A 23,992-nucleotide genomic window follows, 5' to 3' on the forward strand; every position below is an offset into this window, starting at 1 on the left:
TGGTTTAAAATTGTAATTTTATAGCATAGCTCTTTTTAGGTAATTAATTATTAGATATGTCTAAAATACTTATTGTTGAAGATGATGTGGCTTTTTGTACAATGCTAAAGACCTTTTTGCAAAAGAAGGACTATGAGGTTTTTACTGCATTTTCTGGTAATGAAGCTATTCCTCATATTAAAGAGAGTACATTTGATGTCGTACTTGCAGATGTAAGGTTGCCAGATACAGATGGTATTACTTTGTTAGATGAGATTCTTAAAAACAATCCAAATACACAGGTAATAATTATGACAGGCTATGCCGAGATTAATATGGCTGTAAATGCTATTAAGCAAGGTGCATTTGATTATGTTTCTAAACCATTTAATCCGGATACTATATTACATACTATAGAAAAAGCGCTTAAAGGCAGTGTTTCTGATATAACTACTAAAAAGAAGGTTACAACTGTTTCAAATGTACATGATACTAGTGATTCTTTTGTAAAAGGTGTAAGTGATGCTTCCAAAAAACTAAACGAATATGTTGCATTAGTAGCTCCAACACGTATGTCGGTATTGGTTATTGGAGATAGTGGAACAGGGAAAGAATACGTAGCAAGCAGTATACATAAAGCAAGTAAAAGGGCAGATAAGCCTTTTGTTGCAGTAGATTGTGGGGCAATCCCTAAGGAAATAGCTTCTAGCGAATTTTTTGGTCACATAAAAGGATCTTTTACAGGTGCAGTAAATGATAAAGTGGGCCATTTTGAAGCTGCAAATGGAGGAACATTATTTCTGGATGAAATCGGGAACCTAAGTTACGAACTGCAAGTTCAGTTATTACGCGCACTTCAGGAAAGAAAAATTAAACCTGTAGGAAGCAATAAAGAAATAGAAGTGGATATTAGGGTAATTGTTGCTACCAATGAAGATCTTAGTCATGCCGTGAAAGAAGGAGAGTTTAGAGAAGACTTATACCACAGACTAAATGAGTTTTCGATTAAGGTGCCTCCTTTAAGAGATAGAATAGAAGATTTAATGCTTTTTGCCAATCATTTTCTTGAAGAATCGAATGTAGAATTAGAAAAACATGTAGTTGGATTTACCGATGAAGTGTTAGAGGCATTTAAAAAGTATGATTGGCCTGGTAACTTAAGAGAGTTAAAAAATATAGTAAAACGCTCTGTTCTTCTTTCTCAAAGTGAAATGATTACATTAGAAGTGTTACCAAATGATGTTGCATATGCATCTCACAATGCTAAACAAACATATGGGCTGTTTAAAAACCAAAACGAGCAGGAGTTAATTTTGGATGCCTTAGAAAAAGCAAATGGAAACAAAGCAAAAGCGGCCAGGATGCTTTCAATAGATCGAAAGACTTTGTATAATAAATTAAAGCAATATGATATTAGTCTTTAATTTTCTACTTTGAGTTTACTTATAAGGGTTTCTATTTTAATAATTCCATCCTCGGTTAATTTTAGTATTGATTTTTTATTAAGATTATATTGATCAGGATGTTCCAATTTTTGGAGTATTGGTATTACTTCTTTTGCTTTTATCTGCTTAAACATGGGTAGCATTTTATGTGCAATCCTTTTTATATGGGGTATTTCTTTTTTTTCGACCTTCTTTTTTAACTCATCTAAATTTTCGATAGTACTTTCATAGAAGGTGTCTAAGATAGCATATAGAGAATCAGAATCGCCATGTGCAAAAAGCATTAGATCATTTAGCGAATATTCTTCATTTGCATTATCATTTATAGTTACATTTTCATAATCAATTAAATCAACGCGAAGAATTTCGGCAATAAGATCTATTAATTCCTTTGGAGCATATGGTTTGCGTAAACTACCTGCAAATCCGGCTTGCTGGTATTCTAAAAACGAAATATCAGTTCGACCTGATAATGCAATTACAGGTAAATCTGTCTGATTAGTTTTGCTTTTTATAGCTTCTAAAAGTTCAAAACCATCCATCTTTGGCATTTGAATATCGGTTAGAACAAGATCATAGGTATTCGTTTGTAAACGAGAAAAGGCATCCAAGCCATTTTTACAAACATCATATGATAAACCGGCTAACGAGGCAACTTCACTGGTTAATGATAATTGACTAGGGTCATCATCTACAATCAAGATCTTTTTATTAAAAAAACTCTGTATTTCTAAAATTTCATTTTCCTCTTCGGGAGCTGATAAATGAGAAAGTTGAATAGGAATATAAAAAGTAAATTTACTCCCCTCATTAAGCTCACTTTGCAACTCGATTTTTCCATCCAGAAGTTTAATTATTCTTTTGGTAATTGCTAATCCAAGGCCAAAACCACCATATCGTTTTTCGGTATCATCATCACCCTGAGAAAATTCCTCAAATATATGACGTTGCTGCTCTTTGGTTATCCCAATGCCTGTATCGCTTACAGATATTACTAATTGCTTTTCTGATAAGCCATTCTCGATAATTTCACTTTCGATGGTTATTGACCCCTCATCAGTAAATTTATATGCATTATTAACCAGATTGGTCAATATCTGTTTAATTCTGAAGGGGTCACTTAAATATTGCTTCTTTAATTGCTCATCTGTGATAATTTGTATATCAAGATTTTTTTTATCATTTATAGGGATTACACTAGAAATAGTGTTTTCTATGAGCTTTTTAGGAGAAAACGGAAGATTTTCAATAACCATTCTACCTGCCTCTAATTTTGATAGATCCAGAAGATCATTTACTAAATGAAGGATGTAATCCGAAGATTTTTTTAGATGTCCCAAGTAATGTTTTTGTTTGCTATTTAACCCTGTTCTTTCTAATAAATCCGAATATCCTATTACGGTGTTTAATGGAGAGCGTAAATCATGAGTAACTGTATTAATTATAGACTCACGAGTTTTTAAAAGAGATTCTGTATAGGTTTTTTCTGTTTCGAGTTCATTACGATATTTCTGACTTTTAGAAATATCTTTTGTAATTAGATAAAGAAAAATAATAGCGATCAACAAGCTAATGGCAGCAATAACGACAATAATATTAGATGTTTTGTTTAGTACTTGATTAGAGGCCTGTAATCTCTTGTAGTATTGATTTCTTTCATTTAAATCTATAGAAGCAAGTAAATCTCTTAGCTGTTTTGTGATAATTTGATCATTTTTAAGAAGATTATCCTCTTTGATAGAGATTTCTCGCTTATATCGTTTGTCTTTTTGTTCAAGCTCGGCAAGCACTTGTTTTACTGAACTGGCTAAAGAATCTACAGTTTGATTTGTTAAGCGCTTGGCGTTGTCTTTCTTAGTATATTCTAAGATATCAACAAGTGCTCTTTTGGTGCGGGGATCATAGTTTTTGAATCTTTGATCATAGTTTTCATACCCTCCAAAACTTTTATTTACCTTTTTTAATTCATTTATAGCCGTTTCATACAATCCTTTTTGCTTGCGCTGCTCATAAATTTTTACGAGTTCTTCAAGGTTTTTGTTTTTACTATCAATAAGATATTTAATACTATCAATTTTTCTGGTTTGCAAGGTGTCATCAGATATTTCAGAAACCTTATTGATTGTTTTTAGTATGGTATCTATTTTTGCTTTGTAGATACTGAACTTGCTTACATCCGAGGTTTGAATGATATTTCTCGTTAAACTCTCTGCTTCATATAATCCGGTTATGGTCTCACCAACAAGGAAGAGTTTTTCGTTATTTTCGTTTTTGATTTCGGTGATTTGAGTGTAGTTGTTTAGTTGTCGGTAAATTACCCAAAAAGCCGTCACAGCTAGTACACCGGCTAAAAGATAACCAGCAATGATTTTATATGTAACGGATCTTTTTGTATTCTTCATTTCCTTATTCACCTAATGCTATAACTTAAAAACCGAGGAAGCATTGTTTTATGTATAATAAAGTTACAATAAATCAATAAAACATGTTACTTTTGCCTCGAAATCTCAAAGGGGTGCTTTTTTGCAGTTTTGAGTTTTAAGTTCAAAATGTTGAGTTGTATAGCTCAAAATTTAAGACTTATCACGTGTAACTTCAAAAGGCTGAGATCATACCCGATGAACCTGGGCAGGTAATGCTGCCAAGGGACAGCCAAAGTTGATAATATCCTTGTAGATGTTATTAATTAAGGGAAAACAAAAAATGTACCGTTAAATTGGTACAAACTTTAAATCAAATTAATTTTAATAGTAGAGTAATTACCCCTTTTATTCGTAATAAATCATTTACGAATGAAAAATGTATTATTTTATCTTTTACTTTTTCTGCTGAGTATAAACATGTTGGCTCAGCAAGAACAAAAAGATGCGATACCCGGAAGTATTGAAAAACTTGATGAGGTTTTGGTAAAATCTGTTCGAGTTGATGCCGATTCACCTATTACACACTCTAATCTATCCAAAGAAGAGTTGGCAGAGCGTAATCTTGGTCAGGATATCCCTATTTTATTAAATTATCTACCCGGTGTGGTGACTACCACCGACGCAGGAACGGGGATTGGATATACCTATATTAGAGTAAGAGGTAGTGATGCTTCAAGAGTAAATGTAACCTTAAATGGTATCCCATTCAATGATGCAGAAAGCCAGGGTACGTTTTGGGTAAATTTACCTGATTTTGCCTCTTCAATAGAAAATTTACAATTACAACGCGGCGTTGGAACTTCAACAAATGGTTCTGGAGCGTTTGGCGCTAGCTTAAACCTATTAACAGATGCCGTTTCTGAAATCGCTAATGCAGAAATTTCAAACTCATTTGGTTCTTTTGGTACCAGAAGACATAATGTGAAATTTAGTACTGGATTAATTAATGAGAATATTGAGATTGCGGGTCGTTTATCTGCTATTGCCTCAGATGGTTATGTCGATCGTGCATCTTCAGATCTTAAATCATACTTTTTGCAAGGATCTTATGTTGATGACAACACCTTGATAAAGGCGGTTACTTTTGGAGGGCACGAGGTTACGTATCAATCTTGGTTTGGGATTGATCAGGAGACACTAGAAACTGACCGCACTTTTAATCCTGCTGGGCAATATACCGATGAAAATGGAAATACTCGTTTCTATGATAATGAGGTAGATGATTATAAGCAAGATCATTATCAATTACATTGGAACCAAAAATATAACAACAATTGGTCAACAAATTTAGGTTTAAATTATACTTATGGAAGAGGATTTTTCGAACAATATAAAGAAGATGAAGATTTTGCAGATTACGATTTTACTCCTATAGTACTTGGTGGAGAAACAATTAATACCACAGATTTGATTCGTCGTAGATGGTTAGACAATGATTTTTATGTAGTTAATGCTTCGGCTAATTATAAAAACACAAATTTGGATGTAGATTTTGGTGCGTTCTACAGTCATTATGATGGAGATCATTTTGGCGAGGTGATTTGGGCTCAAAATGCAGGTGGTTCTGAAATTAGAGATAACTATTATTTTGGGAATGGTACAAAAAATGAAGTTACCATTTTTGGGAAGACTACCTATAGAGTTAATGATAAGTGGAGTGCATTTTTAGACCTTCAGGGACGATTTGTAGGATATGAAACTACAGGAGATACCTCAGACCGGGTGCTACTTGAAGTTGATGAAAACTATGATTTCTTTAATCCAAAATTAGGAGCAACGTATCAGGTTAACACCGCAAATCAATTATATGCATCTTATGCCAGAGCTAATAGAGAACCTAGAAGAAGTGATTTTGAGAACGGTATTAATACCGCAGAAAGACTGAATGATATAGAGTTAGGATGGAGATTTGCTAAGAAAAAAACAGTGGTTAATGCCAACCTATATTATATGTGGTATAGAGATCAATTAGTATTAACCGGTGCGCTGGATGATGTAGGAGCACCCATACGAGCTACCAGTGGAGAAAGCTATCGCTTAGGTATCGAAATTGATGCAGATATTACGCTCTCAGATAAATTTATAGTAAAGCCTAATGTATCATTAAGCACCAATAAAAATAAAGATTTTGTTACCTCAAGAGATGGAAGTTTAGTAAACCTAGGAGATACAAACATCTCATATTCACCTAATATTGTTGCAGGTAATATGTTCGTCTATCAACCTGTTAAGGATCTTCAGCTTGGATTTCTTTCTAAGTTTGTAGGAGAGCAGTATATGGGTAATATCGATAGTGAAACTTCAAAATTAGATAGTTTCTTTATCAACGATTTTAATATAGTATATGAAATCAAGAACATCCCGGTGTTTAAGTCTATTGTGCTTACGGGTTTAGTAAATAATATTTTTGATGAGGAATACGTGTCTAACGGATACTTTTTCACATTCGATGATGATTTTTCTAATCCTGGTACGGTTACTACTGTCGAGGGAGCAGGATTCTATCCACAGGCAGGAATTAATTTCTTACTAGGAGCAACACTTAAATTTTAAGTAATAAAAAGAGGTTAAAATTAATTTTAGCCTCTTTTTATATATAAGTTTCATTACTTTTATATCATAAACTTTAGGGGTGTTTCCGCAAAAGCGGAATCTGAGAAATACCCTTTGAACCTGATACGGTTAGTACCGACGAAGGGAAAAGTTAATATCACATCGTATACCGTATGTGGTTTTTCTTCTTCAAATAGGTAATTACTACCTAAAGTTTATGGATTTAATTCGAAAAAAGATGACCATAAACGTTAACAATCAATTACAATCAATTTCAGATCACAGTTCGATAGAAGGCTTGTTAGAGCAATTAAATATTGTATCCAATGGGATTGCTATTGCTATTAATAATGAAGTCGTTTCTAAAGAGAAATGGAGCACGATATTTTTGCAAAAAGAAGATCGAGTAACCATTATTCAGGCTACACAAGGAGGATGATTAACATAAGAATCAAAGCAACAAACAAATCGCTAAAAACTCAAATATAATACCATGAAGAAAAAAGATACCGCACCACAAGAAAATGTAATTTCTACTACGCCATTTCCAAACTCAAAAAAAATCTATGTACCAGGAAAGCTAAATCCACAAATTAATGTGGCCATGCGTGAGATTACTTTAGAGGATACCACAGATAGCTTCACAAGTAAAAAAACACCTAATGAACCCGTAACGGTATACGATACCAGTGGGCCATATACAGATCCTTTAAAAGAGATTAATGTGCATGATGGGATAGAGCGAATTCGTGAGCAATGGGTTTTAGATCGTGGAGATGTTGAAGAGCTGGATGGTTTTTCTTCAGAATATTGTAACCAGAGATTAAGCGATGCTAATTTAGATCATTTGCGTTTTAATCACTTGCACAAGCCAAAACGTGCTAAAGCAGGAAAGAATGTTTCGCAAATGTATTATGCCAAAAAAGGGGTCATCACTCCCGAAATGGAATATGTAGCTATTCGAGAAAATCAAAAACTACAAGAAACAAAACGTTTGTCTAAGCAGCATCCAGGGCAAGATTTTGGCGCTAGTATTCCCGATGTGATCACACCAGAGTTTGTAAGGGATGAAGTAGCCAGAGGTAGAGCAGTAATCCCATCTAATATTAATCACCCAGAAGCAGAACCTATGATCTTAGGGCGTAATTTCTTGGTAAAGATTAATGCTAATATTGGGAATTCGGCTACAACATCAAGTATAGAAGAAGAGGTAGAAAAAGCAGTTTGGGCCTGTCGATGGGGAGCCGATAATATTATGGATCTTTCTACAGGAAATAATATTCATGAAACCCGAGAGTGGATCATACGCAACTCACCAGTACCTATTGGGACAGTACCCATCTATCAAGCATTAGAAAAAGTAAATGGTAAAGCCGAAGACCTTACCTGGGAGATATTTAGAGATACATTAATCGAGCAAGCAGAGCAAGGGGTAGATTATTTTACGATCCATGCAGGGGTACGATTAGCGTATGTGCCTATGACAGCTAAACGTATCACAGGTATTGTATCTCGCGGAGGATCAATTATGGCTAAATGGTGTCTTGCTCATCATAAAGAAAGTTTTTTATACACCCATTTTGAAGAGATTTGTGAAATTATGAAAGCTTATGATGTAGCCTTTTCACTTGGTGATGGACTACGACCTGGGTGTATTGCAGATGCAAATGATGAGGCACAGTTTGCAGAATTAGAAACGTTGGGAGAGTTAACCAAAATAGCATGGAAACACGATGTGCAAACCTTTATCGAAGGCCCTGGGCATGTGCCTATGCATATGATCAAAGCTAATATGGATAAACAATTAGAGGCTTGTGGCGAAGCTCCTTTTTATACCTTGGGACCTCTAACCACAGACATAGCACCAGGATATGATCATATAACTTCGGGGATTGGGGCAGCAATGATCGGATGGTATGGTACAGCTATGTTGTGTTATGTAACACCAAAAGAACACCTAGGATTACCTAATAAAGAAGATGTGCGTGTAGGCGTAATTACTTATAAGCTTGCGGCACATGCAGCAGATTTAGCAAAAGGACACCCAGGAGCACAGCATAGAGACGATGCATTAAGTAAAGCACGTTTTGAGTTTCGTTGGGAAGATCAATTTAACCTGGCTTTGGATCCCGAAAGAGCTAGAGAATATCATGATGAAACGCTACCGGCCGAAGGTGCTAAAATTGCGCATTTTTGTAGCATGTGTGGCCCAAAATTTTGTTCTATGAAAATATCTCAAGAAGTACGAGAGTATGCTGCTAAAAAAGAGTTAGACGATCAGAAAGCACTGGAAACAGGAATGCAGGAAAAAGCAGAAGAGTTTAAAGAAAAAGGAAGCGAAGTTTATTTATAAATTGTCATTCCAGCGAAGGCTGGAATCTGTTCTAATAATGTACGCTGTATTAATTGGAGCTGTTTCCCGCTTTCCGCTATATCTTTTTTGTAGTCCTTTGACAAGCTCAGGATGACTACAAAAAAGGATGCCGCTTCAATCGGGGCTAAAAATAAAGACTAATTGGCAGGAGCGAACTGCTAAAATATACACTATGATCATTGTACTTACTTCAGAAAAAGCATTAGAAAATGAAGCGCAACAGATCAATGATTTGTTCGATGCCGGTTTAGAAATAGTACACTTGCGCAAACCTGGTTTTACTATTGATGGATATCGTGCATTATTAGATCAAATAGATCGAAAATATCATAATCGAATTATGACGCATCAGTTTCCTGAGTTGACAATGGAATATAAACTGCGAGGTATACATTTACAAGAACAAGCTCGACTAGATTTAGAAGATGCACTCGATGTAACCGTGAAAGTATATAAAAACAAAGGTTTTTCGGTCACCAGTTCATTTCACTCTAAGGAAGATATTGTCACTTGTGGTGCCGATTTTGAATATGTGTTATTAAGCCCTGTTTTTGGTTCAATTTCTAAAGCTGGTTATACAGGAAAAGGGTTTGATGTCAACGATCTCGATGAGGTGGTAATCGGAATGGGTGGAATCAATGAAAACACATTACAAGCAACATTTGATCTTGGATTTAAAGGAGTGGGCGTATTAGGCGGAATATGGAATATAGAGGATTCATTAAAAAGTTTTTTAAAAATAAAAGAAGCTCATAGTAAGGTACTAAAAGCCAAATAATTTATGAAAATTCGCCCAAATATACTTACAATAGCAGGGTTTGATCCTTCGAGTGGTGCCGGATTCACAGCGGATATTAAAACTTTTGAAGCCCTAAAATGTTATGGGCTGGCAGTGTCTATGGCAAATACGATTCAGAATGATATTGAATTCAAAGCGTGTCATTGGACAGATGTTGAGGTGATCAAAAACCAAATTGAAATACTGTTTGACCGTTTCGACATAAATTTTGTAAAAATCGGAATTGTACAAAATTGGAAAGTATTGAATGAGATCATTGATCTTTTATTAAAAAAGAATGCTAAAATAAAGATTGTTCTAGATCCAATACTAAAATCAAGCTCTGATTTCAACTTTTGTAATTCAAACGTCAGTTCGAGTGCTCCCGATTTTAATCGGGATTGTATTGAGAACCAGTTTGATGAAGTTTTAAATAAAATCTACCTGCTTACACCAAACTATCAAGAAATAGAAAAGTTATATCCGGATAAAACTATAGAGGAGACGATAAAATTTATAAGTGCTAAAACCAATGTATTTCTAAAAGGAGGACATCGAAAAGAAGCTGTCGGAAAAGATGAATTGTTTACCAAAAATGGAGGATATTTTGTTCTGAACCCAAAAGGTCAAAAGAATTCAGAAAAACACGGAAGCGGTTGTGTACTTTCCTCAGCAATCACAGCATATTTAGCATTAGGGTTTCCTTTATTAAAAGCTTGTTATAGAGGGAAAAGATATACCGAAAAAGTATTGAGCTCTAATACAAGTTTATTAGGGTATCATAGAATTTAGAAATGTAAGATATGAAGGATATTAGTTTACAATATATTTCTCAGGGAGCAACTCCAAAGGAACATCTCAAGAATATTAGAGAAGTTTGTGAAGCAGGAGGTCGATGGATTCAATTACGTCTTAAAGATACAGATATGGCGACGTATTTAAATAGTGCTATGCAATGTAGAGAGATTTGCGATCAATATAATACGATTATGATTATTAATGATAATGTAGGGGTAGCTAAAGCCGCTATGGCAGATGGTATTCATTTAGGATTAAATGATATGAACCCTAATGAAGCTCGCAGGATTCTGGGGGATAATTTTATCATTGGTGGTACAGCAAATACCATAGAAGATTGTATACAACATAGCGAAGATGGTGTTGATTATATAGGTCTTGGCCCATTTAGGTATACAAAAACTAAAAAAAAACTAAGTCCAATATTAGGTGTTGATGGGTGTCAAAATATAGTTTCAGAATTCAGAACACAAAATTCAGAAATACCAATTATAGCTATTGGAGGAATTATCGAATCAGATATAAAAGATCTTATACAAATAGGGGTTTCAGGAGTTGCAATCTCAGGAATGCTCACTAATCAGGAAGATTTAGAAGAAAAAATTCAAAATATTAAAAAGCATATGGCTAGTCAGTCTTAAATCAAAAGCTCAAACAAATGGATACATTAAAAATTGCAGATAAAGAATTTTCGTCACGATTATTTACAGGCACAGGAAAATTTAGTTCATCTCAAGTAATGAGAGATACCTTACTCACTTCAGAGAGTGAATTGATTACTGTCGCGTTAAAACGAGTCGATGTTACTAATGAGAATGATGATGTTTTAAACCATTTAGAGCATCCAAGAATCAATTTATTGCCAAATACCTCTGGAGTTCGGGATGCTAATGAAGCCATTTTTGCCGCTCAATTGGCTAGAGAAGCTCTAGAAACTAATTGGATAAAATTGGAGATTCACCCAGATCCTAAATATTTATTGCCGGATCCTATAGAAACATTAAAAGCTGCAGAGCAATTGGTAAAACTTGGCTTTGTGGTAATGCCTTATATTCACGCAGATCCTGTTTTATGTAAGCGGTTAGAGGAAGTTGGAGCACAATGTGTGATGCCATTAGGCGCACCAATAGGAAGTAATAAAGGATTAAAAACATTAGAGTTTTTAGAAATCATTATAGATCAAAGTAATGTTCCTGTTATAGTAGATGCCGGTATTGGAAGCCCATCTCATGCCGCCCATGCCATGGAGATTGGCGCAGATGCGGTATTAGTAAATACGGCTATTGCAGTATCTCAGCAACCTATTAAGATGGCAGAAGCATTTAAAATGGCTGTAGAAGCAGGTCGTATGGCGTATAATGCAAAATTAGCTCCGATTAATCAACATGCAGAGGCTAGTAGCCCGTTAACATCATTTTTAACTAAAAGTTAAAAATGGTTTCTGCTATCAGGTATCAGATACTATCGTAAAACTAAGACCCATAACTATGAGGAATTTTAAAGATTTGAATTATTTAAGTGAAAAGCAAGCAAATGATTTATTGAATCAAGTAGTAGTGATAAGAAAGATGTTGTTTAATTTGATTAAAGCAATTGCATAATGGCTGATACCCAATACCCGATACCTAATACCCAAAATAAATCCTTCAAAAACATATTCGAACAATACGATTGGAATGAAACATTGTCTGACATTCTTTCAAAAACAGAGATTGATGTGATTCACGCGATGTCCAAATCCAAAAGAGATATCGAAGATTTTAAAGCATTAATTTCTCCTGCTGCGCAACCATTTTTAGAACAAATGGCACAAATGAGTAGCCAGATTACTAAAAAACGTTTTGGGAATACGATACAGATGTATGCACCCATGTACTTGAGCAATGAGTGTCAGAATATATGTACCTATTGCGGATTTAGTATGACGAATAAAATTCCGAGAAGGACATTAACCGATAGAGAGATTTTGAAAGAGGTTGATTTTCTAAAATCTAAGGGTTACGATCATATTCTTCTGGTGACTGGAGAAGCCAATAAAATTGTTGGAGTGGATTATATTAATAATGCCATACAACTCATACAATCAAAATTTGCCAATATCACCATAGAAGTACAACCACTAGATCTGCCAGACTATGAAGTACTAAAAGAAAGTGGCTTATATGCAGTATTGGTATATCAAGAAACATATCATCGAGAGGAATATAAAAAACATCACCCTAAAGGGAAAAAATCTAATTTTGATTATCGATTAGAAACTCCGGATCGATTGGGCCGTGCAGGAATACACAAAATAGGGCTAGGAGCTCTTTTTGGTTTAGAAGATTGGAGAGCAGATAGTTTCTTTACGGCATTACACTTACAATATCTGCAGAAAACATACTGGAAAACAAAATATTCGATCTCTTTTCCGAGATTAAGACCACATAGTGGTGGTTTAGAACCAAAAGTAGCCATGACAGATTCTGATTTAGTGCAGCTAATATGTGCCTACAGGTTATTAGATGAAGATGTAGAATTATCTATGTCCACACGAGAGAGTGAAATGTTTAGAGAAAATATAGTCAACTTAGGGATTACATCTATAAGTGCAGCATCAAAGACAAACCCGGGAGGATATGTAGTAGAACCGCAATCTTTAGAACAGTTCGAAATTTCTGATGAGCGATCAACAGAAGATGTGGTAGAAATGTTAAAAAATAAAGGCCTAGATGTAGTATGGAAGGATTGGGCCCATAACTGGCAATTTACAAATTAACTTAAAACGATAAGTACAGAATTGTTTAATTCGAAACAGATATTGTATTACCGGTTTTTACAGCTCTATAGGGAAAAAGAGGCAAACCTCCTTCTCCTTTAATTTGCTGCCCAAATGAGGCAATGTCATAGGTATTATCATTACCACATTCTGAAGAAGCGATGGTTCCTACTACCCCAAGCGCAGAACAATCACTGGGAACAATATTAGGGTCACTTAACTCATAAGCAAAAAACTGGTCATCATTTAGATTATAAATAATTACTCCTCGTATACCCCGGCCATCTGTTCGATCTACAAAAACACCCCCTGGAAATTTGAGACTATTATACTGTGGTAAATTAAGATTAAGACTAAAATTAACACCTACATTAGGTAAGAATGGGTTAGCCTGAATGGTATCATCATCTTTACAAGATGAAATCAATAGAATAAGTAGTAAAAAAATTGCCTTTTTCATAACATAAATATGTGCGACCAAATTACGTAAATTTGTGGTCTTCCGTAAAATTTTTGTTATCTTTGGATAACGAATCCCATACCTATGGGATTTTTTGTATTTATATAAACGATGAAGTTATGAGCAAAGTATCTTATTACACTGCAGAGGGGCTAAAAAAATTACGAGACGAGCTAAATCAACTAAAAGATATAGAGCGTCCTAAGGCTTCTCAAGCAATAGCTGAAGCACGTGACAAAGGGGATTTAAGTGAAAATGCAGAGTATGATGCTGCAAAAGAAGCCCAGGGATTGTTGGAGATGAGAATTTCTAAACTAGAAGAAACCCTGGCAAATGCCCGATTAATTGATGAATCTCAATTGGATACATCTAAAGTGTTAATTCATTCTATGGTAAAAATCAAGAATCAAACCAATGGGGCCGAGATGACATATAAATTGGTAGCCCAAAGTGAGGCTGATCTTAAAACTGGAAAAATATCTGTGGATTCTCCAATTGGAAAAGGCCTTTTGGGTAAAAGTGTTGGCGAAATAGCCGAAATCCAAGTTCCTAATGGTATTATGAAGTTTGATATTGTAGAAATTACCCGAGAATAAGTAAAGTAATTTTTAAAGTATAGTAAAAGCCTTTTTTGAATTTTCAAAAAAGGCTTTTTATGGTTTTCACTTACAGATAAATAGATTATATTTCGAGGATATATACACCAACTAAAATTTAAAGAATGTCTACCCTGTTCACTAAAATTATTAATGGTGAAATTCCATCGTATAAAATTGCCGAGGATGAGAATTTCTTTGCCTTTTTGGATATTAACCCAAATGCAAAAGGGCATACACTTTGTATTCCTAAAAAAGAAGAAGATAAAGTGTTTGATTTAGAAGAAAACACATACCTAGAATTAATGCGATTTTCTCGTAAAGTTGCCAAGGCTTTAGAAAAAACAATTTCTTGTAAACGTGTCGGAATAGCTGTTATTGGGCTCGAGGTTCCTCATGTCCATGTTCACCTGATTCCGTTAAATAACATGAAAGAAATGACTTTTCAGCATAAAATTTCTATGTCTAATGAAGAGTTTGAAGCTTTAGCATCCGATATTCGATCGAATTTATAATATATGAAGGAGGATTCAGATTTCAAATTATCCTTAACCCTTCGGATTGATTGGAGTGAAATGGATACGTATCAGCATGTAAATAACGTAAATTTTATGAAATACATGCAAAGTGCTCGGGTTCAGTTCTGGGAGGTTACCGGATTGGCAAAGCTATATGCCGAAACAAAAAAAGGACCTATGTTAGTTTCTACAAAATGTGATTTTAAACATCCATTATTTTTCCCCGGAAATGTGCTGATAAAAACAAAAGTAGCCTTTGTTAAAAATTCGAGTTTCGGATTATATCATAAATTATATAATGATGAAGGTACTCTATGTGCCGAAGGTCACGATATTGCCGTATGCTTTGATTTTAATACCGATAAAACTTTTCTGGTTACAGACGAACTACGCCAAATCATGTCACGATATTAATACTAAGCATTTAGCCCCAAAAGGTCGGGGTAATTTAAATAAATATATCCAGCACCAGCCATTAATAACATTACTATAATTAGTAAATAGGTCAATCCAGTAAACCGAATTGAAGATGGAGCAGAAGTTATAGTTTTTCTGTGATATTCGTATACCCGCTCTATATCCTGGGTCCATTGTCCCGGAAAAATTTGATTTTCACACGTATTGCAGTTAATACTTTCAATAACATTTCCTTTGGTTTTGATCAGAAGCTTAGATTTTAGCCTCTTTTGCTTAAAAGAAAGGATCATACCATTTGTAGAATAGCATTCTGGACAATTATTATTTAGTGGGGCTTCCTTTAGGGTGATGTATTCGGTTTTCACTTTTTGAGATTTGATATGTAGTATAACGTGTCGAAAAAAATATTGTTATACGGTAGCGCCAGATTTACGAAATGTGATTTGAAAAGTAGTGCCTTTATCAATTTCTGATCGTAGTACTTTAATCTTTCCGAGATGATATTCCTCTATAATTCTTTTGGCTAATGATAATCCCAATCCCCAACCACGACTTTTAGAAGTGTAGCCAGGTTCGAAGATTTTAGTAAACCTACTTTTCGGAATACCCTTTCCTGTATCTTTAATTCTAATAAATACTCGTTTTGCATCATCTGTAAGGTCAATTTTGACATCTCCTTTACCACGCATAGCATCAATAGCATTTTTTACAAGATTTTCTATGGTCCAGCTATATAATTGTGGGTTTATAGATACATATATTGGTCTTTCGGGTAAATCAAGAGAAAAATGAATCAATTTAGAGCTCCTGGATTGCAGGTAGGTATATGCATTTCTTGTTTCCTCTACAATGTCTACTTCTTCAAGATTAGGGATCGATCCTATTTTAGAAAAACGCTCTGTAATTACCTTTAGTCTTTCGATATCCTTTTCTATTTCAGTAATATATTCGGGATTTACATTTTCGGATTTTAGGATTTCATTCCAGCCTACTAAAGAAGATAACGGAGTTCCGATTTGATGGGCAGTTTCTTTAGCCATACCAGCCCAGAGCTTGTTTTGTTCGCTGGCTTTAGAGGTAGTAAAAAAGAAATAAATAACACCAATTAATAAAAAAATAAGTAACGCTATGGCGATAGGGTAATATTTTAATTTGTTCAAAATATCCGAATTTCCGTAATAGATATACTGAGAAGTATCTTTTAAATCCAACTCTATAGGTTTGTTATCAGACTTTAGTTTATTAAGATACGACCTTAACTTTTCTTCATCATTAATAACACTTTCTGATAGATTTTGAAAATAACTAGGGTCTGGCTTTCCATTAGAATCACGAACAAAATCACCTTTAGAATCAGTAATAATAATAGGGATAGACCTGTTGGTAGAACCTATAATTATAGATAACTCTAGGTAATCATCAGATTGTTCACTATTTAACGCTTTTTGAGATTGAGCCCATATTTCAATTTTGGTACGTTCATCATCTTTTAATCGCTGCAGGAATAATGAAGTATTCCACAAAGCAAGAAGAGTGATCACTATAACAGCTAGGACAATGAAATAGCTCGGAAAATTACGCTCATCAGAAAAATTCATATAGATCTGTTAACTAAAACTTAAATATAAACGTTTTAAAACGATTTTATTGTTTATAAAATAGATTACTAAATCGAAATTTAGCGATGATCAAGAGGCCAAAGTTTAGTTATCTTTGTTCAATATAAAACAAATTATGATTACAATCGACCCTTCAGAGGTTTCTACAGGAAAATTGCATGGTTTTTTGCTTGGGGCTATTGGTCCGAGACCTATTGCTTTTGCAAGTACCATAGATATAAATGGCAATCCTAATTTGTCGCCATTTAGTTTTTTTAATGTATTTAGCGCTAATCCACCAATTCTTATTTTTTCTCCAGCAAGAAGAGTTAGAGATAATACTACGAAGCATACACTAGAGAATGCTCGATCAACCAAGGAAGTTGTGATCAATATTGTGAATTATGATATTGTACAGCAAATGTCATTATCGAGTACCGAATATCCCGATGGAATTAATGAATTTGAAAAATCTGGACTTAGTATGGTACCTTCAGAAAAAGTGAAGGCGTATCGGGTAGGAGAATCACCAGTACAGTTTGAGTGTAAGGTAAATGAAATTATCCCGATGGGAAATGAAGGAGGCGCCGGAAATCTTATCATTTGTGAGGTGCTTCTAATGCATATCAATGAAGATGTTTTAGATGAAAATGATAGAATCGACCAGTATAAAATAGATCAGGTGGCTCGTATGGGGGGTAATTGGTATAGCAGAGCTAATAAAGGACTATTTGAGGTTCCTAAACCATTAAGTACAATAGGGATTGGTGTAGATTCTTTACCAGAAGATATAAAAAATAGCACTATTTTTACCGGAAATGATTTAGGTAAGTTGGCTAATGTTGAAGGAATACCCGAAAATGGAGATGCTTTGGCGTTTGTTAATAAACATGATGATATTAAGGATAAAATTCAGCAGGCTAACCAGATAGAAATTCATAAATTTGCAAAGCAGTATTTAGATCAGGATGATATAAATACAGCATGGAACATATTAGCAGCAAAATAATAATACAATGGAAGTACAAGGTAAAGTAAAGATGGTCGGTGAGACACAAACTTTTGGAAACAATGGTTTTAGAAAGAGAGAAATTGTTGTCACTACAGAGGAACAATATCCGCAACATATTATGGTAGAGTTTGTTCAGGATAAATGTGATTTATTAAACACTTTTCAGGTAGGGCAGGACGTAAAAATTAGTATTAATTTAAGAGGCCGTGAGTGGGTAAATCCACAAGGAGAGACAAAATATTTTAATTCTATCCAAGGATGGAGAATTGAAAGTTTACAGCCTGCAGCTACAGGAGGTTCTACTCCTCCTCCAACTCCACCAGCAGACGCTTTTGAACCCGCAACGGATTTCTCTAAAGAAGAGCACGACGATTTACCTTTTTAAGTAAATCAAGAACTATAGATGTGACACTGAGCTTGTCTAAGTGTAAAAGTAAAAAGTCCGATACTAAACTATCGGACTTTTCATATTGTGGTTTTAGATTAACCTTTTAATAAAATTCAAAAAAGCAATGATGAACAAAATTTATCTTAAAAGGTCTTAACAAAGATTGCGATTTTTTTGGTGAATTCAAACAACTGATTGATATTTAACGTTGTAGAAATAGTATTAAACATATTTTGTTCATTCTTACAGATTCCATACAATTCCCTCCGGTTACCTATGCTGATGCTGATGGGCTATTAGCAATAGGAGGAGACTTATCTCAAGATAGGCTTTTAGTAGCCTATTATAATGGGATTTTCCCCTGGTATAATGAGGGTGAGGTAATCCTGTGGTTTAGTCCAGATCCTAGAATGGTGTTATTTCCGCAAGAACTCAAAGTAAGCAAAAGCATGCGGCAGATACTTCGAAAAAATAAATTTGAAGTTACGTTTAATCAGGATTTTGAAAGTGTTATAGAGCATTGTGCAGAGATCAAACGACCAGAGCAATATGGTACCTGGATTACTAATGACATGAAGAATGCCTATAAAAAATTACATACATTAGGTTATGCTGTTTCTGTAGAAGTTTGGGAAAATTCTAATTTGGTAGGGGGGCTGTATGGAGTATGGTTAGAAGATAAAAAAGTATTTTGTGGCGAAAGTATGTTTACTAAAGTGAGTAATGCATCTAAATTTGGTTTTATTAAATTAGTGCAGTGGTTAGAAGAAAAAGAAGTCAAATTAATAGATTGTCAAGTGTATACTGATCATTTGGCTAGTTTGGGCGCTAAAGAAATACCAAGAGCAACATTTTTAGAATTTTTGAAAAAATAATCAGCATCATGTTTAGGTGATGTAAAACATACTTTTTATGACCGTTCATAACCTAGAGTTAGGAAATTCAATTTTAAATCAATTTGTTCTAGAACTTAGAGATATCGAGATACAGAAAGACGCCATGCGATTTAGAAAAAATATTGAACGTATTGGTGAAATTATAAGCTACGAATTAAGTAAAACTTTAGAACATGAAACCAAAACGGTTCAAACTCCTTTGGGAAGTAAAAAGATTCTAGTTCCTAAAAAAGAACTTGTTTTATGTTCGATTCTTAGAGCGGGTCTTCCATTGCATCAAGGTCTTTTAAATTATTTTGATAATGCCGAAAACGCATTTATATCAGCGTACAGAGATCATAAAAATGATAATGATGATTTTGAGGTTGTTGTAAATTATTTGGCAGCCCCGTCATTACAGGATAAAACATTAGTATTGGCTGATCCCATGTTAGCAACGGGTAAAACTCTTGAAAATACCTTTAGAGCGATGAAAGAACACGGTACTCCTAAGCAAATACATATCGTTTCGGTTATTGGTTCAAAACAAGGAGTAGCCTATGCAAAAGAAGTATTTCCTGAAGACACACATCTATGGATCGCTGCAATTGATGACGAATTAAGCAGTAAGAGTTATATAGTTCCAGGGTTGGGAGATGCGGGAGATTTATCTTTTGGAGTAAAGTTGTAGAAATTAAACCTGAGTATACCTAAAACAATCTACTGTATGATCATTTACCATCCCAATGGCTTGCATAAAAGCATAGATTACGGTAGAACCAACAAACTTAAAACCTCGCTTTTTTAAATCTTTACTTATTAAATCCGAAATCTCTGTTGTGGCGGGACAATCTTTATGATGTTTCCAACTATTTTTGATAGGCTTTCCATCAACAAAACTCCAGATATAGGTATCAAAACTACCGAACTCTTCCTGAATTTTCATAAAGTTTTGGGCATTGGATATAGCAGAATTCACCTTTAGTTTATTACGAATAATACCCGCATTTTGTAATAATTCTTCTTTTTTAGCTTCGGTATATTTAGCAACTACTTTATAATCGAAATTATCAAAGGCTACTCTGAAATTATCTCTTTTCCGCAGAATGGTAATCCAACTTAATCCCGCCTGAAAAGTTTCTAAAACCAAGAATTCAAATAAAAGTTGCTCATCATGTAAGGGCGTACCCCATTCGGTATCGTGATAAGATTCGTATAAAGAATCTCCTACGCACCATCCGCATCTGATTTTTGTCATAGTCTGAGTTTTGAGATATAAATATATTACATTCATCTGTTTATTTTTATTGTTTTTTGGCAATACTATTGAATTCGCGTAGCATGTAATACCCACAATCGGGATTGAATCGTTATACTATGCTTATTCTGAGATGAAAACAGAAGTTCGTAAGTTTTAAAAATAATTAACGTCTTATATCATAACATTTATGAAAGGAAATATGGAAAGTACTACAATCACAGTAACCGAATTAATCGAACAAGGCATCTCGGATGCTTATACATATCAGGAGTATAAAGGATTAGTAAGTAGTTTATTAACAGAAAACAAATCTACCGGGCATGAGCAATCTGAAGCATTAACAAATTATAGCATGCTCAATGATCGCAGAATGAAACGTTTGGATAAAACCCTAAAAATTAATGAATCTGTTAAAGAAGCTTTTGCAAATGCAAGCACAAAAGTAACTTGGTTGGTATTGACCGAGGGATGGTGTGGCGATGCAGCACAATCCTTACCTATGATTAATAAGCTTGCAGAACTTAATCAAGGTATTGATTTAAAGATTATTTCTAGAGATGATCATGATGAGTTAATGAATAATTTCCTTACTAATGGGGGGAAGGCGATTCCTAAATTACTTGTATATGATACTCAAAATAAAAAAGTAGTAAACTCTTGGGGCCCCAGACCATCTGTTGCTACGCAAATGGTAGCTGAATATAAAGAGCAACATGGTGGCCTTGATGCACAATTCAAAGAGGACTTGCAGCTGTGGTACAATAAGGATAAAGGAGTAAATATAGCCGAAGATCTGTTAGAGATTCTGTAGCAATATATTACCCTCCATAATTAAAGTAATATGTTATTGATCCTTCTTGTTCTTCAGTAGTTGAACGAGAAAACAAGGCTTGTCTAGCGTAATCCATAGCATTGTCAAAAAGACATTCATTTCGTGTAGTTGAACTCTTTTTGTCAACTTTTGTGCCGATTACATAGCCGTTCTTGTTTACCTTGATTTTTACAACGACTTTACCGCTTCCATTACAAGTATAAACAGGATTGGGTAAATCAATAGATTTTCGGTCTTTTAAACTAAAGGTAAGAGAACTGTTTCTGTTGTTGCTTTCTTCTGGTTCTGGCTTAGTTTCTTCTTTCTTAATATCTTCTTCTATAGCAATTTCCTCCTCTGGAGTTTCTTCATTTTTAGCAAGCTCTTCAGTCTCGGTTAAGGATTTGATTCGTTCTTCGAACTCTTTGTGATCTTCAAAATCTTCATTAAATGCCGAGTGTGTTCTTCTGGCATTATCCAGTTGTCGATCTTCTTGAGCAATTTCTTCTTCGGGTTGCTCCTCTTCTTCATCCATTAGAAATTCTTCAGGGATTTCCATTAAAATTTCTGCTTGTTCTTGCTTTTTATTCATCATATTGATGTTGTATAAGCTTAGAACAAAGATTCCCATCAACATTGACGTGATAATCAGGGCTTTATGCTTTTCTATAAATTCCATAGGTTTCTATAACTACTTTTATTCTACATTATTTTATGCAGTTTCAATTTTTGTTTGCAACTGACTTTCAAAAGATTGAATAGAAATAGCATCGTCAACCATAAACGTTCCTATTTTTGTTCTTCTTAACGCAGTTAAATGAGCCCCACTTTTTAAAATTTTACCAAAATCATGTGCTAGAGATCGGATATATGTTCCTTTGCTACAAACGACCCTAAAATCTACTTCGGGTAATTGTATTCGCGTAATTTCAAATTCGTTAATTGTTATTTTGCGCGCTTCGATTGTTACTTCTTCTCCTTCTCGGGCATATTCATATAAGCGCTTACCATCTTTCTTTAATGCAGAAAAAACGGGAGGGTATTGTTCTATTTCTCCAATAAAATGAGAAGTCGCAGCTTTAATAGTGTCATTTGAAATATGATCGATTGAAAATGTTTGATCGATTTCGGTCTCAAGATCATAAGAAGGCGTAGTAGCTCCCAGTGTTATGGTTCCAGTATATTCTTTGAGTTGTCCTTGAAACTCCTGAATGCGTTTTGTAAATTTTCCTGTACAAATAATAAGTAAACCTGATGCCAACGGATCTAAGGTGCCAGCATGTCCTACTTTAATTTTTTTGATACCAAAATTTTTACGAATAAGCCAACGAAGTTTGTTTACAACCTGGAAAGATGTCCATTGCAGTGGCTTATCGATCAAAAGAATTTGACCGTCTTTATAGTCTTGTTCGGTTAGCATAATATGGGGCTACTATTTAATAAAACCAAAGCTGATGGCTAATAAGCCAACAACAATACAATATACGGCAAAATAAGTTAACTTACTCTTTTTCACCAAAGAAATCATCCATGTGCATGCGAAAAGGCCAGAAATAAATGCTGCGACAAAACCAATTGCTATAGGAATACTGTTTTCTGATGAAAAGGAGAGTTCGCCGCTAAGAATGTCTTTGGCTATTTTTCCGAATATTAAAGGGATAACCATTAAAAATGAAAATCGAGCGGCTTTGGTTTTGTCATTCCCTAATAAAACAGAGGTAGAGATCGTGGCACCACTTCTAGAAATACCTGGTAACATTGCAATGGCTTGTGCAATACCAATTACAAGTGCATTAGTACAACTAACAGGTTTTCGGGTGCTTTTAGCTTTATCGGCAAACCATAGTAATGCTGCGGTGATTAGTAACATAAAACCAACAAACATGATATTGCCTCCAAAAAGTTGTTCTAGCTGCTCTTCAAAGAATAAACCTACAACTACCGCAGGGATCATAGAGATGATGATTTTTAGAGAAAAAAGGCTTTCTTCATTCTTTTTAAATTTCAACAAACCCGTTAGAATTCTAAAAATATCCTTCCTAAAGACTACAATGGTACTTAATGCTGTAGCAAAATGTAAAACTACGGTAAAGAGCAAAGACTCTTCAGGGACACTTTTATCTCCTAAAATAGCCTTGCCTAATTCTAGATGTCCACTAGAAGAAACTGGCAAGAATTCTGTGAGGCCTTGTACAATACCTAAAATGATAGCATCAATAATTTCCATGTAGTATGCAGGATTTTCTTAAAATTGATGCAAATATAAAACTACCGAAAGATAAATTGTTGAATTACTGCTTTTTCTTCTTGTTTGGATTAAGTAGGATAGCATAAACTTCAATCCCAAATCCAATCAAAACTATAGTTGGCGCAAGTCGTATCCTTCTAAAGCTATAGATATCTGGATTAAAAACATTGGGATCATCACTTCCTCCACCTGCCATAAGAATAAAACCTAAAGCAATTACAGCAATCCCTATAACCATGACTATATAGTTCTTTTTTCCGAAAACAAAATCAGGGGTATGTGAAACGTTTTTATTCGTTTGTTTTTTCATGGGTATCGTTATTTATTTCATTATAGATGACATCATTGCTGATCATTAGTTTGGACACATGTCCCATATTGCCATCGCGGGTAAAGATAGTCCATCTTTTAATAGCATACAAAGTAACCCGTTTGTTTAGAATGTCGGTGCTTAGTTGTTCTATAGTTAAATCATATTGTAATCCCCGATTGATATAGTAATAATGATCATCATTTTCTAGACTGATTACGATATCAAAACCTGGAGCTTCTTTAATATCAATTACTCTACCAGTAATTTCTATCACATCATCTGGCTGCACATTACGTACTGGGCGAAAAGTCTGAATAACAACAGATATAAATACTATAAATAGTATAAAAACGATCAAAAACCATATTTTCCCAATTTTACCCATAG

Annotated in this window: 27 protein-coding genes and 1 riboswitch; of the genes, 17 read left to right on the forward strand and 10 right to left on the reverse strand. The window is 34.5% G+C overall.

Features of this window, described 5'->3' with window-relative positions; all coding sequences use genetic code 11:
- Positions 1 to 56 precede the first annotated feature (56 nt).
- Complete coding sequence (locus ABW637_RS04760; RefSeq protein ID WP_367583489.1) at positions 57 to 1,403, forward strand: sigma-54-dependent transcriptional regulator; 1,347 nt, start codon at positions 57 to 59, stop codon at positions 1,401 to 1,403.
- Here ABW637_RS04760 and ABW637_RS04765 read toward each other — a convergent pair.
- Positions 1,400 to 3,826, reverse strand: a complete 2,427-nt coding sequence (locus tag ABW637_RS04765) for an ATP-binding protein (protein WP_367583490.1) — start codon at positions 3,824 to 3,826, stop codon at positions 1,400 to 1,402. The two genes, ABW637_RS04760 and ABW637_RS04765, sit on opposite strands and share 4 nt — an antisense overlap.
- 390 nt (positions 3,827 to 4,216) lie before the next feature.
- On the opposite strand from ABW637_RS04765, the gene ABW637_RS04770 reads away from it, so the two are divergent.
- The 8 genes from ABW637_RS04770 (at position 4,217) to thiH (ending at position 13,108) form a co-directional block, all read left to right on the forward strand.
- Positions 4,217 to 6,400 (forward strand): TonB-dependent receptor, encoded by a 2,184-nt coding sequence (locus tag ABW637_RS04770; protein WP_367583491.1) that lies wholly within the window; start codon positions 4,217 to 4,219, stop codon positions 6,398 to 6,400.
- 65 nt (positions 6,401 to 6,465) lie between these two features.
- Positions 6,466 to 6,564, forward strand: a riboswitch (TPP riboswitch).
- A 53-nt stretch (positions 6,565 to 6,617) separates the two neighbouring features.
- Entirely contained in the window at positions 6,618 to 6,839 is a 222-nt protein-coding gene (gene thiS, locus ABW637_RS04775) for a sulfur carrier protein ThiS (protein ID WP_367583492.1), read from the forward strand.
- A 54-nt stretch (positions 6,840 to 6,893) separates the two neighbouring features.
- Positions 6,894 to 8,753 (forward strand): phosphomethylpyrimidine synthase ThiC, encoded by a 1,860-nt coding sequence (thiC, locus tag ABW637_RS04780; protein ID WP_367583493.1) that lies wholly within the window; start codon positions 6,894 to 6,896, stop codon positions 8,751 to 8,753.
- Positions 8,754 to 8,946: 193 nt separating this feature from the next.
- Positions 8,947 to 9,552 (forward strand): thiamine phosphate synthase, encoded by a 606-nt coding sequence (locus ABW637_RS04785; RefSeq protein ID WP_367583494.1) that lies wholly within the window; start codon positions 8,947 to 8,949, stop codon positions 9,550 to 9,552.
- 3 nt (positions 9,553 to 9,555) lie between these two features.
- On the forward strand, positions 9,556 to 10,344 hold the full coding sequence (locus tag ABW637_RS04790) for a hydroxymethylpyrimidine/phosphomethylpyrimidine kinase (RefSeq protein ID WP_367583495.1): 789 nt from the start codon (positions 9,556 to 9,558) through the stop codon (positions 10,342 to 10,344).
- Positions 10,345 to 10,355: 11 nt separating this feature from the next.
- Positions 10,356 to 10,991, forward strand: a complete 636-nt coding sequence (locus ABW637_RS04795; RefSeq protein ID WP_367583496.1) for a thiamine phosphate synthase — start codon at positions 10,356 to 10,358, stop codon at positions 10,989 to 10,991.
- 17 nt (positions 10,992 to 11,008) lie between these two features.
- Positions 11,009 to 11,782, forward strand: a complete 774-nt coding sequence (locus tag ABW637_RS04800; protein WP_367583497.1) for a thiazole synthase — start codon at positions 11,009 to 11,011, stop codon at positions 11,780 to 11,782.
- Between the two features lie 168 nt (positions 11,783 to 11,950).
- The gene (thiH, locus tag ABW637_RS04805) at positions 11,951 to 13,108 is read left to right on the forward strand and encodes a 2-iminoacetate synthase ThiH (RefSeq protein WP_367583498.1); all 1,158 of its coding nucleotides are present in this window, start codon (positions 11,951 to 11,953) and stop codon (positions 13,106 to 13,108) included.
- 25 nt (positions 13,109 to 13,133) lie between these two features.
- Here thiH and ABW637_RS04810 read toward each other — a convergent pair whose 3' ends face one another.
- Complete coding sequence (locus tag ABW637_RS04810) at positions 13,134 to 13,568, reverse strand: hypothetical protein (protein WP_367583499.1); 435 nt, start codon at positions 13,566 to 13,568, stop codon at positions 13,134 to 13,136.
- Positions 13,569 to 13,687: 119 nt separating this feature from the next.
- On the opposite strand from ABW637_RS04810, the gene greA reads away from it, so the two are divergent.
- The 3 genes from greA to ABW637_RS04825 all read left to right on the forward strand — a co-directional run bounded on the left by greA (position 13,688) and on the right by ABW637_RS04825 (position 15,096).
- A complete protein-coding gene (greA, locus tag ABW637_RS04815; protein ID WP_367583500.1) occupies positions 13,688 to 14,164 on the forward strand; it encodes a transcription elongation factor GreA in 477 nt (158 codons plus the stop codon).
- 125 nt (positions 14,165 to 14,289) lie between these two features.
- Positions 14,290 to 14,679 carry an HIT family protein gene (locus ABW637_RS04820; RefSeq protein ID WP_367583501.1) on the forward strand — a complete coding sequence of 130 codons (390 nt, stop codon included), beginning with the start codon at positions 14,290 to 14,292 and terminating at the stop codon, positions 14,677 to 14,679.
- Positions 14,680 to 14,682: 3 nt separating this feature from the next.
- Positions 14,683 to 15,096: an acyl-CoA thioesterase gene (locus tag ABW637_RS04825; protein WP_367583502.1), complete on the forward strand. Its 414-nt coding sequence runs from the start codon at positions 14,683 to 14,685 to the stop codon at positions 15,094 to 15,096.
- 2 nt (positions 15,097 to 15,098) lie between these two features.
- Here the strand turns inward: ABW637_RS04825 and ABW637_RS04830 are convergent, their stop codons facing one another.
- Positions 15,099 to 15,464, reverse strand: a complete 366-nt coding sequence (locus ABW637_RS04830) for a hypothetical protein (protein ID WP_367583503.1) — start codon at positions 15,462 to 15,464, stop codon at positions 15,099 to 15,101.
- A 45-nt stretch (positions 15,465 to 15,509) separates the two neighbouring features.
- Positions 15,510 to 16,697 carry a sensor histidine kinase gene (locus ABW637_RS04835; RefSeq protein WP_367583504.1) on the reverse strand — a complete coding sequence of 396 codons (1,188 nt, stop codon included), beginning with the start codon at positions 16,695 to 16,697 and terminating at the stop codon, positions 15,510 to 15,512.
- 136 nt (positions 16,698 to 16,833) lie between these two features.
- Here ABW637_RS04835 and ABW637_RS04840 point away from each other — a divergent pair, with 136 nt between their 5' ends.
- From ABW637_RS04840 to upp, 4 genes are all read left to right on the forward strand, one after another.
- Positions 16,834 to 17,706: a flavin reductase family protein gene (locus ABW637_RS04840; protein ID WP_367583505.1), complete on the forward strand. Its 873-nt coding sequence runs from the start codon at positions 16,834 to 16,836 to the stop codon at positions 17,704 to 17,706.
- 7 nt (positions 17,707 to 17,713) lie between these two features.
- Positions 17,714 to 18,094, forward strand: a complete 381-nt coding sequence (locus ABW637_RS04845; RefSeq protein ID WP_367583506.1) for a DUF3127 domain-containing protein — start codon at positions 17,714 to 17,716, stop codon at positions 18,092 to 18,094.
- A 236-nt stretch (positions 18,095 to 18,330) separates the two neighbouring features.
- Complete coding sequence (aat, locus tag ABW637_RS04850) at positions 18,331 to 18,972, forward strand: leucyl/phenylalanyl-tRNA--protein transferase (RefSeq protein WP_367583507.1); 642 nt, start codon at positions 18,331 to 18,333, stop codon at positions 18,970 to 18,972.
- A 37-nt stretch (positions 18,973 to 19,009) separates the two neighbouring features.
- Complete coding sequence (gene upp / locus ABW637_RS04855) at positions 19,010 to 19,663, forward strand: uracil phosphoribosyltransferase (protein ID WP_367583508.1); 654 nt, start codon at positions 19,010 to 19,012, stop codon at positions 19,661 to 19,663.
- 3 nt (positions 19,664 to 19,666) lie between these two features.
- Here the strand turns inward: upp and ABW637_RS04860 are convergent, their stop codons facing one another.
- Positions 19,667 to 20,230 carry a DNA-3-methyladenine glycosylase I gene (locus ABW637_RS04860; protein ID WP_367583509.1) on the reverse strand — a complete coding sequence of 188 codons (564 nt, stop codon included), beginning with the start codon at positions 20,228 to 20,230 and terminating at the stop codon, positions 19,667 to 19,669.
- Positions 20,231 to 20,420: 190 nt separating this feature from the next.
- On the opposite strand from ABW637_RS04860, the gene ABW637_RS04865 reads away from it, so the two are divergent.
- Entirely contained in the window at positions 20,421 to 21,044 is a 624-nt protein-coding gene (locus ABW637_RS04865; protein ID WP_367583510.1) for a thioredoxin family protein, read from the forward strand.
- Between the two features lie 7 nt (positions 21,045 to 21,051).
- Here ABW637_RS04865 and ABW637_RS04870 read toward each other — a convergent pair whose 3' ends face one another.
- From ABW637_RS04870 to ABW637_RS04890, 5 genes are all read right to left on the reverse strand, one after another.
- On the reverse strand, positions 21,052 to 21,723 hold the full coding sequence (locus ABW637_RS04870) for a hypothetical protein (protein WP_367583511.1): 672 nt from the start codon (positions 21,721 to 21,723) through the stop codon (positions 21,052 to 21,054).
- Between the two features lie 33 nt (positions 21,724 to 21,756).
- On the reverse strand, positions 21,757 to 22,464 hold the full coding sequence (gene truB, locus ABW637_RS04875; RefSeq protein WP_367583512.1) for a tRNA pseudouridine(55) synthase TruB: 708 nt from the start codon (positions 22,462 to 22,464) through the stop codon (positions 21,757 to 21,759).
- A gap of 12 nt (positions 22,465 to 22,476) precedes the next feature.
- Complete coding sequence (locus tag ABW637_RS04880) at positions 22,477 to 23,271, reverse strand: undecaprenyl-diphosphate phosphatase (RefSeq protein WP_367583513.1); 795 nt, start codon at positions 23,269 to 23,271, stop codon at positions 22,477 to 22,479.
- 64 nt (positions 23,272 to 23,335) lie between these two features.
- Positions 23,336 to 23,602, reverse strand: coding sequence for a DUF3098 domain-containing protein (locus ABW637_RS04885; protein WP_367583514.1), 267 nt, complete (start codon positions 23,600 to 23,602; stop codon positions 23,336 to 23,338).
- Positions 23,583 to 23,990, reverse strand: coding sequence for a hypothetical protein (locus ABW637_RS04890; protein WP_367583515.1), 408 nt, complete (start codon positions 23,988 to 23,990; stop codon positions 23,583 to 23,585). The genes ABW637_RS04885 and ABW637_RS04890 overlap by 20 nt, the downstream gene beginning before the upstream one ends.
- Positions 23,991 to 23,992: the final 2 nt, after the last annotated feature.

Origin of the sequence: Aquimarina penaris (assembly GCF_040786285.1) — a bacterium.
In the GTDB taxonomy this organism is placed as follows: domain Bacteria; phylum Bacteroidota; class Bacteroidia; order Flavobacteriales; family Flavobacteriaceae; genus Aquimarina.